Here is a 13,608-nt window from a genome sequence, read left to right on the forward strand (position 1 = left end):
ATCAACTACAATTTATTGTGTGCAAGTTGCACATAATAAATTGAAATGAGATGAGCAAATGGTTAAAAAGATTGGCATCATTTTAGGCAGCAATCGTCCTAATCGCATTGGTGGCGATATCGCACGTTGGGTACAAGACAAAATGAAACACGATGCGCTAATGGTTGATATTATTGATTTAGCTAAAATCAATTTACCTTTTCTTGATGAGCCACAAATTCCTGCAAAAGGGCATTATCAACAAGCACATACAAAACGATGGAGCGCCCTAATTAAAAATTATGACGGTTTTGTTTTACTCTTCCCACAATACAATTGGGGGTATCCTGCCGTGATGAAAAACGCGCTAGATTTTTTATATGAAGAATGGCAACACAAACCCGTTAGCATCATGGTCTACGGAGGGCACGGTGGTTTCCAAGGATTACTTGCAATGAAGTTGGTTACCCAAGGTTTGAATATGTATAACATGTCTGTCAACCCACCACTAAACATCGCCAAAGAAATGTTTGATAGCAACAATCAGTTCATCGACATCAACGAATCTTTCAAAATGATTGCACCTCAAGTACAGATGGTGACAGAAGAATTTATTCATCTATTCTCACTTCAAAGAGGATAATCCAGGCAATAGCACAAGCAAGGATGTAATGTGCAAAAAATAGACTGGCTAATCTGAGGACATTTTATCCTTTGAAGCTTAGTCAATTTATATATAGGCAGAAACTCGTTATGGGTAATTTCACAAAAAAGGCGATGACAAAAAAAATGTCATCGCCCTTACTTTTATCCATTAATTAATTTTGCACGAATTTTATTTGAAACGACTTCAACGATTAAGATTAAAACGATTAAGCCGATTAAAATTGAGCCAACTTGATTCCACTTATAACCGTTAATAGCAAACATCAACGGTGAACCAATACCACCGGCACCAACTAAACCTAAAATCGTCGCATCCCGTAAATTCATATCAAAACGATAAATCGTAATCGAAACAAAGTTACTTAGCAATTGCGGTAAAATTCCAAAACGGATTTTGTCGAAGGTCGTAGCCCCAATTGAGGTCATTGATTCCAAAACGCCAGTATCAATTGTTTCAATTGCATCAACATAAAGCCGAGAAACCATCCCAATCGAAGTGACTGACATCGTCATTACCCCAGCAAAAGGACCCGTCCCAGTTACCCGTACGAACATCAACCCATAAACCAAAGCCGGCACAGTTCGGATAATGACCACCAAAAAGCGCGTCAAAATGTAAACTGGTTTAGGCATAATACTAGGTGACATCAAAAAGGCAATCGGAATTGAAAAGATCGAACCTAAAATAGTTCCTAAAAAACCGATACAAATTGTTTCAAATAATAAATAGGCAACCCCAGTACTAGAGAAATCAAAAAGAAAATTCAGATCCGGTGTCACAATCCCTTTTAAAATATTCAAGGCAACTTGGGAGCCATCCGTACTGGTTTTATTAATTTTAATGGCCGTCAACGACCAGATAAACATTCCGACAACGATTAAAGCAATCGTAGCGTATTGTACTTTTTTATTGGGCTCTTTTGCCAATTGTTTTTCTACTAATGTATTCATGGCGTCCCCCTATTTTAATTTCTGACGCAAGTATTCACTTAACATCTCGATTAGCGCAACAGTGACAATTAACATCAATAAAATGGAACCAACACTGGCATAATCGCGCCAGCCTAAACGTTCATTTAACAATAAACCTAAACCACCGGCACCAACATAGCCTAAAATAGACGCATACCGGACATTTCCTTCAAAACAGAAGATTGAAGTCGATAAATAGTTAGGTAAAATTTCTGGTAAAATGCTATATCGGAAAGCTTGAATCTTAGTTAAACCGAAAGATTCCATCGCTTCAAAAGTTCGCATATCAATTGTTTCAATTTGTTCGTACATAATTTTACCAACATAGGAAATGGTAAACATAAAGATAGCGATCGTACCGGCAAATGCCCCTAAACCTAAAATGAAGGTAGCAATCAAAGCAACGACTAAAGTTGGCAATGTCCGCAATACGCTCAAAATAAATTTGAAAATACCGGCAACGAACCGATTTTTAACAATATTAATAGAAGATAATACCGCAAAAGGAATCGCCAATAGCGAACCGATAATTGACCCGAGCAATGACATTTTAATTGTTTCTAATAATGGTCCCCAGACCCGATTCATGTATTTCCAATTTGGCGGAATCATGTCGCCGATAATCACAAAGAACTGTTTACTTCTTAAAATTAAAGTGCTAAATGAAAAATTCGTTACGTCTGCTGCTACAAACATGAAGATTACTGTAATTAAAATATAAATTGGCAAAAATGACCGTTTGCTCGTCACTTGTTTGCCATTACTTAAAGTTAATGTCTTTTTAAACAAGCTGACCACCTACGCTTCCACAGGTTGATTTTTGCCGTAAATTTCATCCAAGATGCTTTGATTCACTACATCGGTTGGTCCATCATAAACGATTTCACCTTGACGAATCCCAATAACACGATCACAATATTCTAACGCTAATTCCACATGGTGAATATTCAACAAAATAGAAACATTCATTTCTCGATTGATACGACGTAAATCTTCCATAACTGATTTTGCTGTAACAGGATCAAGAGAAGCTACCGGTTCGTCAGCTAAAATAATGCCTGGCTTGCGGGCTAGCGTGCGGGCTAAAGCGACCCGTTGTTGTTGCCCACCGGAAAGTTGATCTACTCGAGTATAGGCTTTGTCTAAGATCCCAACATTATCTAATGCTTCTAGCGCACGGATTTTATCTTCTTTGGGGAAAATCCCTAAGGTCCGACGCCACAAAGGCATGTCTGGCACTGAAGAAACCAAAACATTTTTTAAAACCGTAGAACGTGTTACTAAGTTAAAAGATTGGAAAATCATCCCAATATTTTTGCGGAATTCACGAATTTCTTTTCCTTTTAATTGACTAACATTGACATCATTAACAAGTAACGTGCCAGAATTAATGTCGTGCATGCGGTTAATACAACGAATTAAAGTAGACTTCCCTGCGCCGGAAAGGCCGATAATTGCCACAAATTCACCTTGTTGGATTTCTAAATTAATGTCTTTTAGTGCAACGGTACCGTTAGGATAAACTTTTTGCACATCTTCAAATTTAATCATTGCTGTATCCTTTCACACTGAAGTTTTAATAATTACTAATTACTGTCGAAAAACACTTTTTCCCACAATAAGACGAAATTTTAATTTCACTGCAAAGCCATTCTGCTTCAGGTAAAAGCTTTTACTTGGCAAGAACCATTAAAATTTCGGCTTATCCCGTAAAAATTTCCAGCATTGCAAACAGAAAGGAAGGGATTGTGTTAATGAACACAACCCCTGCTTTACTATTTTTCGTGCTAGTTGCGCGATTATTCGCTAATTTTTTTGATTAATTCTTGTGCTTTTTTCTCATCGTCGTAATCAGAAGCATTTGCTTCTTTATAACCTTCGTGGTTGTAAATGCTGATTACTTTTTTACCTTCATCTGTTTTACCAATTTCAATAAAAGCTTTGCTTAGTGCTTTTTTCAATTTTGCGTCCATGTTTGGTGCATTTTTGCTGACGCTGATTGTGTCGTTATAGATTGGGTCTGTTACACCGATAACGTTTGTTTCAGACCAAATATCATTTTTACGACCAAATTCTTTTGTCCAAGTGTCAACATAGTCTAAACGTGCATCGGCATAGGCCATCACAACGTCGATTTGACCAGCTGCTAAACGGGCAAATGAACTTGCATAAGAGTCAGATTGAACCGCATCTTTTAAATCTAATAATGTTTTATCGTAGTTTTTGTTCATCCACAAGGTTGGGTAGATGTAACCTGCTGAAGATGAAGAGTTTGCCATTGCCCAAGAAGCACTGTTTAAATCATTCCAAGTCAATTTTTCACCAGCGTTAACTTTTTTAGCTAAAGCTTGGCCTTTTGCTGAAGGACCTGCAATAATCAATGCGCGGTAGTAAGCAACTTGTTCGTCTGTGTTTTTTGTTGGTTTTTCATCGTTCCAAACTTTCGCATCGTCTGAATCAATGGATAAACCTTTCCGTGTTGCAGTTAATAATACGTCTGTTCCATCTTCGTATAAGACATACGTCCCACCTGGAATGAAACCAACATCAAGCGTACCAGAAGACAATGATTCACCAACCGCTTCATAACTCGTACCAACAGAGATATCCACGTTTTCGATGTTATAGCCTTCTTTTTTCATTTGGTCTTTCAAAAGATTTTTCAAAGGTTCAGTAGCTGTTACGATTTCATCTGCGTCACGAGACGGTACAAAACCAATTGTCAGCTTTTCCAACTTGATGTTACCATCGGCATCTTTTTCACCTTTGCTATCATTTGATGAAGAATTACCACAGCCAGCTAGTAAAAGCATCGCTGCCGCACTTGCCAAACCCACTTTCAAAACTTTTTTAAACATAATATCCTCCCATAATGAATAACTACAGCACAGATTTCACTGCGAACAAATAATAACATAATTTAAACTGCTTGAAAAGACGAATATTTTTAAAAAAGGCAGGGAATTTGTCTAGTTTTTAGGTAAATAATACTTGAAAGATTCCCTTCACTTTTATTATTCAATAATGAAAAGAAATTTCTTAATTGCTAACCATAACCAAAAAAGGCTTGTTAATATTTTTTTCTAAGAGATAATCGCTTTTTACTACGCTGAAAACCGGATAAAACACGAACATTCACTACTTAGTAAAAAAAACTACAGTCTGTATTCTATGGTTTTAGCGCCTTAACACTTCGCCAAAAACTATTTTTACAAACAGTAGCTTTTAAATTAAACAAAAGAACGTTTCATCGTAGCAGTCAAAGCTTTTCTTAGCGGAAAGTACAAAAAGGCTACAATCAAAACAGTCATGCTAACATTGATTAACGTTGCTGGTAATTTCGCCGCTGCGCCTACAAAAGCTGCCTGTACGTCCGCTCCGGCGATGACTAACATCACTGTATTTTTGATTTGGGTCATTGCCACTTTTGCAATCCCTGTCACACAACCAATGACAACAACTTGCCAAAGCGCTGTTGGTTTTTTCTTAAAAAGAAGTAACGCCCCATAGGCTGCTGCACCAACAATAAAGCTCTCCAAAATAAAATACGGTGCTTCTGTGGCGTAGCCGTTTAACATATCAAAGATGAAAAAGCCCAACCCACCTGCTAATGAACCTTTAAAGTAGCCTAATAATAAAACTGCCAATAATAATACCGCATTGCCTAAATGGACAAAAGCTCCGGTGGGTAGTGGAATTTTAATCGTGGTTCCGATTACAGTCAAAGCAGTAAACAACGCTACTAAGACAATTGCTTGGACGGAAAAATCTTTTTTCATTGGATGGCCTCCATTCTTTTTTGCGCCTTGTTGTAAGCGCCATGCCAGACGTGTCCGACATAAGGATTAATCTGCACGCCTTCTTTAATAGCAGCGGCGACAAATTGTTTAGCCATCGCCACAGCTCGTTTCATCGGAGCCCCTTTAGCCAGACCGGCTGTCACTGCCGCAGCAAAAGTACATCCCGCACCATGATTGAAATCGGTTTGGTACAATTCATTTTCAAAGGTGACAAATTCAGCCCCGTCGTAAAATAGATCAATAGCTTTATCACTTCCTAAGCGATGACCGCCTTTTATGACAACGTTTTTTGCCCCTTGTTGCCAAATGGCCCGGGCCGCTTTTTTCATATCCGTAAGATTGGTCAAATCACCTAGCTCCGCTAAAATTCCGGCCTCTACTAAATTAGGGGTGGTAATCGTCGCCAGCGGTAATAAATATTTTTTGATTGCCGTAACTACTTCCGGTTGCAAAATTTGCGCCGTACCTTTACAGGCAATAACTGGATCGACGACTATATTTTCCACCTGCTGCTTGTCCAAAAAATCAACAGCCGCTAAAATATTGGCATCATTTCCCATCATCCCTGTTTTCAAAGCTGCCATATCCGCTCCGGCAAAAGCAGAAATAAGTTGCTTTAACAACAGTTCAGCCGGTAATTCCGTCACTTCATGGGACCAACCTGTTTTAGGATCCATTGTGACGATCGAAGTAATACTCGCAAAACCAAAAACACCGTATTCCTCGAAGGTTTTCAAATCGGCTTCCAATCCGGCACCACCGGTAGAATCAGAACCCGCAATTGTTAATACCTTTTTCATTTGACCACTCCTTTTTAAATACCTATTATTAGCCCATTTTTGCTAAACTCATTTTTGCGGGATACTAATTTTAAGTATAGGGCTTGTACTTCTTGACGGAAACGACCAATTGGTTTATTTTGAAACCAACCAATTAATTTTTGGACTATAATTTCTAGAACGTAAAATCTTAATTTTACAAAGGAGCATTTATGACTTTAAACCGTAAAAGTAAAACACCTTTGTTCCAACAACTAATGGAAGTTATCATCGCAGAAATCGAATCTGGAAAATTAGCCCCTGGTGATCGCCTCATGCCCGAGCGAAAAATGGCCGACTTTTATCACGTTAACCGTTCCACTGTCAACCACGCATTAGAAGAGTTAACCAGTTTAGGCTGGCTTGTTCGCAAACAAGGCAGCGGAACCGAAGTCGCCAAAGGTCGGTGGGGCTCGCGGCAAGCACCACAATTTCAATGGCAGCATTTACTGGCCAGTCGCAGTCAGCAAGATCCTTACAGTAAAGCACAAAACCAATTGCGTAAAAACTTGCAAACAATCGATTTAGCCAATGGCGAGCTACCCCAGGACTTAATTCCGGCTTTTAAATTTCCGGCTTTATCCTGGGATCAAATTATTAAAGAAGAAAAAAATTTGCGGGATACTGGCTATTTGCCCTTAAAGGCTACAATTACAAAAAAATTAGCCCAAAAATTCCAGCTCTCCTTAAAAAATCAGGACTTATTGATTACTGCTGGCTCGACGCAGGGAATTTCACTAATTTTGCAAACACTCTTACAACCTGGTGATGTGATTGCCACAGAAGATCCGTCATTTTTATTTGCACTACCTCTTTTTCAGTCGCTGGGATTACGGCTAGAAGGCATTGCCACCGATCACGAAGGAATTATGCCCAGTGAATTAGAAAAGCAGATTTTAGCAAAAAAAGTAAAACTACTCTATTTAAACCCTACTTTTCAAAATCCAACTAGTCGCTGCCTTTCTTATGAACGTCGGCTAAAAATCATTGAAATCTGTCGCAAGTATTACGTCCCCATTATTGAAGACGACATCTTTGGCGAGTTAGATTTCACGACTCCAATTCCTAAATTAAAGGAAATTGCGCCCGAACAAGTGCTCTACCTTGGTTCTTTGTCAAAAATTTTTGGTTCCAGTATTAAAATTGGCTGGCTGTTGGCTCCTAAAAATTTGATTTCTTCCCTCGCTAATACGAAAAAGTCATTGGATAGCGAAACCAACTTATTCACCCAAATATTGGCCAACATTGCCTTAAGTAGTCCTGAATACGATACCCAACACGCCCAACTCATCAAAGAACTTGAACAACGCAGCCAGCTATTGTGCGAAACTTTTGCCCCCTTTAAAACAGATTGGGAATTCACAAAAATTAAAGGCGGCCTTTATTATTGGTTTACGTGGCAACACCAAAATTTGAACCGCAAAGATTGGCAACTATTTTTCGAGGAAAATTTATTGGTCGCCCCTTCTTTTTTCTTTAGTAATGATACAATGTCTATGCGAATAAATTATACCCAGCTAACGCCGGAGCTGGTAACGACGCTGGCAGAAAAAATGGAACGAATTACTCGCAAGCTTTTACGTAAGACACCTTCAACAAAGGCATAACACAAACAATTTCTAATTTTAGGAGGCAAAAAATGAAGGACGTTATCACATTATTGAAAAACCACCGTAGCTATCGCAACTTTGACGAAAACTACGAGCTAAAAGATGAACAGCTACAAGAAATTTTAGCTGCCAGTCGCCAAGCACCGTCTTGGATGAATGGTCAAGCCTACTCGATCATTGTGGTAAAAAATAAAAAATTGCGGGAAAAACTAGTTGAATTAAATCCTAGTAATCCCCACATGCTCCACAGCTCTGTCTTTTTATTATTTGTGGCCGACTTACAGCGCACACAATTAGTTGCTTTAAAACAAGGCGTGGATTATGCCGTAACAGATAGTTTGAACCCTTTGATTATTGCAACGACAGATGCCAGTTTAGCATTGCAAAATGCGGTCACTGCAGTAGAAGCATTGGGTCTTGGCAGCGTGATTGTCGGCAGTGTACGTAATCAAATCGACCAAGTCAGTGAACTTTTCAATTTACCACCTTACGTTTACCCAATCGCTGGTCTTAGCATTGGAAAACCCACTGTTGAAATGCAGGTAAAACCTCGCCTACCAGAAAAAGCCGTCATTCATTACGACACTTACCAAGCATATGACTATCAATTAATCGAAGATTACGACCAGACGATGAAAAAATTCGGCGAGGCCCGCGAAACAAAACTTTGGACTAAAAAATTCGCCGACTACTACAAAGAACCGCGGAACGTTCATTTAAACGACTATTTAAAAAAACAACATTTACTTTAAAAATCAACTACCACACGTCATTTTTTCACACAAAAACCCTACAATTTGAAGAGGACGCCACGCAAAGGGCTTGTTTTCAAATTGTAGGGTTTTTACTTTTATTTCGCCTATTGTACTCGTTTTAAGGATAGCTTACGAAATAAACTGCAGCAAAAAACAGACTCTTTACTAAAAAATCTGCTGTGAATTGCTGGATACTCCTATGTAAATAATAAAAAAAGAAGCAGGAATCCTGCTGGCTCTCACCTTATGGTCTTAGATATCTATTTTTAAAGCACGGTTTAAATCTAACAGTAAAAAGCCGCTATAGGAAATTTTCATTTTTTCTTATAGTCAAAAAAAGAAGCAAAATCCGAAGATTTTGCTTCTAAAGTTCAAGAATTATTTTTCGATTGTTGTAACAACGCCTGAACCAACAGTACGTCCGCCTTCACGGATTGAGAAACGAGTACCGTCTTCGATCGCGATTGGGTGGATTAATTCAACGTCCATAGTAACGTTATCGCCAGGCATAACCATTTCAGTACCTTCTGGTAATTCAACAACGCCTGTTACGTCAGTTGTACGGAAGTAAAATTGTGGGCGGTAGTTTGTGAAGAATGGAGTGTGACGTCCGCCTTCTTCTTTAGTTAAAACGTAAACTTCTGCCGCGAATTTTGTATGTGGAGTGATTGAACCTGGTTTAGCCAATACTTGACCACGTTGGATGTCTTCACGAGCCACACCACGTAATAATGCACCAATGTTGTCGCCAGCTTCAGCGTAATCCAACAATTTACGGAACATTTCAACACCTGTTACAGTAGTTTTAGCAGTTTCTTCAGCGATACCTACGATTTCAACTTCGTCACCAACGCGAACTTGTCCACGTTCAACACGACCAGTTGCAACAGTACCACGACCAGTGATTGAGAATACGTCTTCGACTGGCATCATGAATGGTTTGTCAGTATCACGAACTGGAGTTGGGATATATTCGTCAACTGCAACCATTAATTCTAAGATTTTTTCTTCGTATGAAGCGTCGCCTTCTAAGGCTTTCAAAGCTGAACCTGCGATAACTGGAGTGTCGTCGCCTGGGAAGTCGTATTCTGACAATAAGTCACGAACTTCCATTTCAACTAATTCTAATAATTCTTCGTCGTCAACCATGTCCATTTTGTTCAAGAATACGACGATGTAAGGAACACCAACGTTACGTGACAATAGGATGTGTTCACGAGTTTGAGGCATAGGACCATCAGCAGCAGATACTACTAAGATCGCGCCGTCCATTTGAGCAGCACCAGTGATCATGTTTTTAACGTAGTCCGCGTGTCCTGGGCAGTCAACGTGAGCGTAGTGACGGTTTTCAGTTTCATACTCAACGTGAGCAGTTGAAATTGTGATACCGCGTTCGCGTTCTTCAGGTGCACCATCAATTTGATCGTAAGCAGAAGCTTGTGCTAGACCTTTTTTAGATAATACAGTTGTAATTGCAGCTGTAAGAGTAGTTTTACCATGGTCAACGTGTCCGATAGTACCGATGTTTACATGGGGTTTAGAACGGTCAAATTTTTCTTTTGCCATTTTAAAATGTTCCTCCTAAAAATACGTAATAGTTTTTATTTTTTGATAGGTAAACTGCCGCAAGCGACAGTTTGCCCTTATCATCGTTAATTATTGTACACGAATTTTTTTAAAAAATATAGCTCTTTTAAAAAAATCCTAATCATCAAAAATTATTCAGCTTTGCCGCCGTTTTTCTTAATGATTTCTTCTTGAATAGATTTTGGTACATCTTCATAGTGGTCAAATACCATCATGAAAGTACCGCGACCTTGTGTAGATGAACGCAATGTAGTTGCGTAACCAAACATTTCTGCTAACGGAACGATAGCATTAACGATTTGGGAGTTACCGTGTGCTTCCATACCTTCAACGCGACCACGACGAGCAGTTACGTGACCCATAATATCACCTAAGTAATCTTCTGGAACAGTAATTGTAACTTTCATCATTGGTTCTAAGATTGCAGGTTTTGCTTTTTTAGCAGCAGCCCGCAATGCCATTGAAGCAGCAACACGGAAGGCAGTTTCACTTGAATCGACATCATGGTAAGAACCGTCGTAAAGTTTTGCTTTAATATCAACTAATGGATAGCCAGCTAAGACACCGTTGTCCATTGCATCTACTAAACCTTTTTCAACAGCTGGAATGTATTCACGTGGAACCACACCACCAACGATGGCGTTTTCGAATTCGAAACCGGCACCTTCTTCGTTTGGCGTAAATTCAATCCATACGTGACCGTATTGACCTTTACCACCAGACTGACGTACAAACTTACCTTCTGCTTCAGTAGCAGCACGGAAAGTTTCACGATAAGAAACTTGAGGAGCACCAACGTTTGCTTCGACTTTAAATTCACGACGCATACGGTCAACTAAGACGTCTAAGTGCAATTCACCCATCCCTGAGATAACAGTTTCACCAGTTTCAACGTTTGTTTCAACACGGAATGATGGATCTTCTTCTGCAAGTTTTTGTAATGCAATACCCATTTTATCTTGGTCAGCTTTTGATTTAGGTTCAACAGCAACTTGGATAACTGGGTCAGGGAATTCGATTGATTCTAAGATTACTGGAGAATCTAAGGCACAAAGAGTGTCCCCTGTTGTTGTATCTTTCAAACCAACGGCAGCAGCGATATCACCGGAATAAACGCGGTCGATTTCGTTACGCGTGTTGGCGTGCATTTGCAAGATACGTCCGATACGTTCTTTTTTGTCTTTTGAAGCGTTCAATACATATGAACCACTTTCTAAGACACCAGAATAAACACGGAAGAAAGTTAGGCGACCTACGAATGGGTCAGTCATAACTTTAAATGCTAATGAGGCAAATGGAGCTTCGTCGTCAGCTGGACGAGTTGTTTCTTCGTCAGTCTTTGGATCGATCCCTTTAATTGCTTCAACATCTAATGGTGAAGGCAAGTAGTCAAGAACAGCATCCAACATTAATTGAACCCCTTTGTTTTTGAAGGCTGAACCAGCCATTACAGGGAAGAAGTCAACGTTGATTGTTGCTTGACGGATACCAGCTTTTAATTCAGCTTCAGTAATTTCTTCGCCGTCTAAATATTTCATCATTAAATCTTCATCAGTTTCAGCTACTGCTTCCACTAATTTTTCGCGCCATTCTTGCGCTTGTTCTAGGTATTCTTCAGGAATTTCAGTTTCTTGAATTTCAGTACCTAAGTCGTTTGTGTAGATTTCAGCTTTCATTGTCACAAGGTCAATGATACCGGTGAAATCTTCTTCTGCACCAATTGGTAATTGGATTGGATGAGCGTTAGCACCCAAACGATCGTGTAATGTAGAAACTGAGTACAAGAAGTCTGCACCGATTTTGTCCATTTTGTTACAGAATACAACACGAGGTACGCGGTATTCTGTTGCTTGGCGCCAAACAGTTTCAGTTTGTGGTTCAACCCCTGATTGAGAGTCAAGGACAGTAACCGCACCATCTAATACACGCAATGAACGTTGTACTTCAATTGTGAAGTCCACGTGTCCTGGTGTGTCGATGATGTTGACACGGTAACCTTTCCACTGAGCAGTTGTCGCAGCAGAAGTGATAGTGATACCACGTTCTTGTTCTTGTTCCATCCAGTCCATTTGTGAAGCGCCTTCGTGGGTTTCACCAATTTTATGGATTTTACCTGTATAATAAAGGATACGTTCAGTCGTAGTAGTTTTACCTGCATCGACGTGAGCCATGATACCAATATTACGAGTTTTTTCTAACGAAAATTCTCTAGCCATTTCTTGCTTGTGCTCCTCTCTTTAAAAAGCGGCAAAAGAAATCTTTTGCCCGCTTACTTGGTGTAACAATCGAATTGTCTTTTTTGCAAGAGCAAAAAAGATCTTACCAACGATAGTGGGCAAAAGCACGGTTGGCTTCGGCCATTTTGTGTGTGTCTTCGCGTTTTTTCACAGAAGCACCAGTGTTGTTTGCTGCATCCATGATTTCTTTTGCAAGACGTTCTTCCATTGTGTGTTCTCCACGCAAACGTGCGTAGTTAACAACCCAACGTAAGCCTAAAGTTGTACGACGTTCAGGACGAACTTCAACTGGGACTTGGTAGTTAGAACCACCGACACGGCGAGCTTTAACTTCTAAGACAGGCATGATATTTTTCATTGCTTGTTCAAAGACTTCTAATGGATCGTTACCAGTAGATTCTTTAATAATGTCAAAAGCATTATAGATAATATTTGCAGCAATCCCGCGTTTGCCATCAACCATAACACGGTTGATCAAACGGGTTACTAATTTTGAGTTATACATAGGATCTGGTAAAACATCGCGTTTTGCAACTGGACCTTTACGAGGCATCCGTAACTCCTCCTTTACGTAGTCATTTTGTATTGTGTTCTATATAATAGTCTGTAAACTAGATTAAGCTTTAGGACGTTTTGTACCGTATTTAGAACGAGATTGTTTACGGTCGTTAACGCCAGCTGTATCTAATGCACCACGAACGATATGGTAACGTACCCCTGGTAAGTCTTTTACACGTCCACCACGTAATAAAACAACGCTGTGTTCTTGTAAGTTATGGCCGATACCTGGGATATAAGCTGTTACTTCGATCAAGTTAGACAAACGAACACGGGCATATTTACGCAAAGCTGAGTTCGGTTTTTTCGGTGTCATTGTACCCACACGAGTGGCAACCCCACGTTTTTGCGGAGAGTTCACATTCGTTTGAGCTTTTTTGAAACTGTTATATCCTTTGTTCAATGCTGGTGAATTTGATTTTTCAACCTTGGATTTACGAGGTTTACGTACTAATTGGTTAATTGTAGGCATCCCTTGTTTTCCTCCTTCCTTGATTCGCCTTTCTAGCTCCACACATCCAGGTGGTTCTTTTTCAGCGATAAAAAATAATGCAGCCTTGTGCATAATCGTCAGTTGTACTTTTCTTACAGTCAGCACGTCTGTTTTAAGAGACCTGTAGACAAAG

13 protein-coding genes are annotated in these 13,608 nt (G+C 39.6%); 3 read left to right on the forward strand and 10 right to left on the reverse strand.

The annotated features are described in order from the left end of the window. Positions 1-58: 58 nt before the first annotated feature. Positions 59-622 (forward strand): NADPH-dependent FMN reductase, encoded by a 564-nt coding sequence (locus tag AC6R0T_RS11970; protein WP_282462025.1) that lies wholly within the window; start codon positions 59-61, stop codon positions 620-622. Positions 623-786: 164 nt separating this feature from the next. Here the strand turns inward: AC6R0T_RS11970 and phnE (AC6R0T_RS11975) are convergent, their stop codons facing one another. From phnE (AC6R0T_RS11975) to thiD, 6 genes are all read right to left on the reverse strand, one after another. Continuing rightward, the gene (phnE, locus tag AC6R0T_RS11975; protein ID WP_206903377.1) at positions 787-1,596 is read right to left on the reverse strand and encodes a phosphonate ABC transporter, permease protein PhnE; all 810 of its coding nucleotides are present in this window, start codon (positions 1,594-1,596) and stop codon (positions 787-789) included. A 9-nt stretch (positions 1,597-1,605) separates the two neighbouring features. Beyond that, complete coding sequence (phnE, locus tag AC6R0T_RS11980; RefSeq protein ID WP_206903376.1) at positions 1,606-2,406, reverse strand: phosphonate ABC transporter, permease protein PhnE; 801 nt, start codon at positions 2,404-2,406, stop codon at positions 1,606-1,608. A 9-nt stretch (positions 2,407-2,415) separates the two neighbouring features. Continuing rightward, positions 2,416-3,168 (reverse strand): phosphonate ABC transporter ATP-binding protein, encoded by a 753-nt coding sequence (gene phnC / locus AC6R0T_RS11985; protein ID WP_206903375.1) that lies wholly within the window; start codon positions 3,166-3,168, stop codon positions 2,416-2,418. Between the two features lie 248 nt (positions 3,169-3,416). Further along, positions 3,417-4,475: a phosphate/phosphite/phosphonate ABC transporter substrate-binding protein gene (locus AC6R0T_RS11990; protein ID WP_303754111.1), complete on the reverse strand. Its 1,059-nt coding sequence runs from the start codon at positions 4,473-4,475 to the stop codon at positions 3,417-3,419. A gap of 372 nt (positions 4,476-4,847) precedes the next feature. Then, on the reverse strand, positions 4,848-5,396 hold the full coding sequence (locus AC6R0T_RS11995) for an ECF transporter S component (protein WP_206903373.1): 549 nt from the start codon (positions 5,394-5,396) through the stop codon (positions 4,848-4,850). Next, positions 5,393-6,217: a bifunctional hydroxymethylpyrimidine kinase/phosphomethylpyrimidine kinase gene (thiD, locus tag AC6R0T_RS12000; protein WP_303754112.1), complete on the reverse strand. Its 825-nt coding sequence runs from the start codon at positions 6,215-6,217 to the stop codon at positions 5,393-5,395. Before thiD ends, AC6R0T_RS11995 begins: the two co-directional genes overlap by 4 nt. Positions 6,218-6,408: 191 nt before the next feature. Between thiD and AC6R0T_RS12005 the strand changes: the two genes are divergently transcribed. Together AC6R0T_RS12005 and AC6R0T_RS12010 are read left to right on the forward strand one after the other, a co-directional pair. Continuing rightward, positions 6,409-7,842 carry an aminotransferase-like domain-containing protein gene (locus AC6R0T_RS12005; RefSeq protein WP_206903371.1) on the forward strand — a complete coding sequence of 478 codons (1,434 nt, stop codon included), beginning with the start codon at positions 6,409-6,411 and terminating at the stop codon, positions 7,840-7,842. Positions 7,843-7,874: 32 nt separating this feature from the next. Then, positions 7,875-8,597: an NADPH-dependent oxidoreductase gene (locus tag AC6R0T_RS12010; RefSeq protein ID WP_303754114.1), complete on the forward strand. Its 723-nt coding sequence runs from the start codon at positions 7,875-7,877 to the stop codon at positions 8,595-8,597. Positions 8,598-8,978: 381 nt separating this feature from the next. Here AC6R0T_RS12010 and tuf read toward each other — a convergent pair whose 3' ends face one another. The 4 genes from tuf to rpsL form a co-directional block, all read right to left on the reverse strand. Next, positions 8,979-10,166, reverse strand: coding sequence for an elongation factor Tu (gene tuf, locus AC6R0T_RS12015; protein WP_303754116.1), 1,188 nt, complete (start codon positions 10,164-10,166; stop codon positions 8,979-8,981). A gap of 152 nt (positions 10,167-10,318) precedes the next feature. Then, on the reverse strand, positions 10,319-12,403 hold the full coding sequence (fusA, locus tag AC6R0T_RS12020) for an elongation factor G (protein ID WP_206903368.1): 2,085 nt from the start codon (positions 12,401-12,403) through the stop codon (positions 10,319-10,321). A gap of 103 nt (positions 12,404-12,506) precedes the next feature. Continuing rightward, the gene (gene rpsG / locus AC6R0T_RS12025; protein ID WP_071864205.1) at positions 12,507-12,977 is read right to left on the reverse strand and encodes a 30S ribosomal protein S7; all 471 of its coding nucleotides are present in this window, start codon (positions 12,975-12,977) and stop codon (positions 12,507-12,509) included. A 63-nt stretch (positions 12,978-13,040) separates the two neighbouring features. Further along, positions 13,041-13,454 (reverse strand): 30S ribosomal protein S12, encoded by a 414-nt coding sequence (gene rpsL / locus AC6R0T_RS12030; RefSeq protein ID WP_003127956.1) that lies wholly within the window; start codon positions 13,452-13,454, stop codon positions 13,041-13,043. Positions 13,455-13,608: the final 154 nt, after the last annotated feature.

The organism is Enterococcus sp. S86.2, from assembly GCF_059834485.2.

Bases quoted from the DNA above. Each gene is read 5' to 3' on its own strand.
- AC6R0T_RS11970 (WP_282462025.1), top strand. From the start codon at position 59: ATGGTTAAAAAGATTGGCATCATTTTAGGCAGCAATCGTCCTAATCGC.
- phnE (WP_206903377.1), bottom strand. From the start codon at position 1,596: ATGAATACATTAGTAGAAAAACAATTGGCAAAAGAGCCCAATAAAAAA.
- phnC (WP_206903375.1), bottom strand. From the start codon at position 3,168: ATGATTAAATTTGAAGATGTGCAAAAAGTTTATCCTAACGGTACCGTT.
- AC6R0T_RS11990 (WP_303754111.1), bottom strand. From the start codon at position 4,475: ATGTTTAAAAAAGTTTTGAAAGTGGGTTTGGCAAGTGCGGCAGCGATG.
- AC6R0T_RS11995 (WP_206903373.1), bottom strand. From the start codon at position 5,396: ATGAAAAAAGATTTTTCCGTCCAAGCAATTGTCTTAGTAGCGTTGTTT.
- thiD (WP_303754112.1), bottom strand. From the start codon at position 6,217: ATGAAAAAGGTATTAACAATTGCGGGTTCTGATTCTACCGGTGGTGCC.
- AC6R0T_RS12005 (WP_206903371.1), top strand. From the start codon at position 6,409: ATGACTTTAAACCGTAAAAGTAAAACACCTTTGTTCCAACAACTAATG.
- AC6R0T_RS12010 (WP_303754114.1), top strand. From the start codon at position 7,875: ATGAAGGACGTTATCACATTATTGAAAAACCACCGTAGCTATCGCAAC.
- tuf (WP_303754116.1), bottom strand. From the start codon at position 10,166: ATGGCAAAAGAAAAATTTGACCGTTCTAAACCCCATGTAAACATCGGT.
- fusA (WP_206903368.1), bottom strand. From the start codon at position 12,403: ATGGCTAGAGAATTTTCGTTAGAAAAAACTCGTAATATTGGTATCATG.
- rpsG (WP_071864205.1), bottom strand. From the start codon at position 12,977: ATGCCTCGTAAAGGTCCAGTTGCAAAACGCGATGTTTTACCAGATCCT.
- rpsL (WP_003127956.1), bottom strand. From the start codon at position 13,454: ATGCCTACAATTAACCAATTAGTACGTAAACCTCGTAAATCCAAGGTT.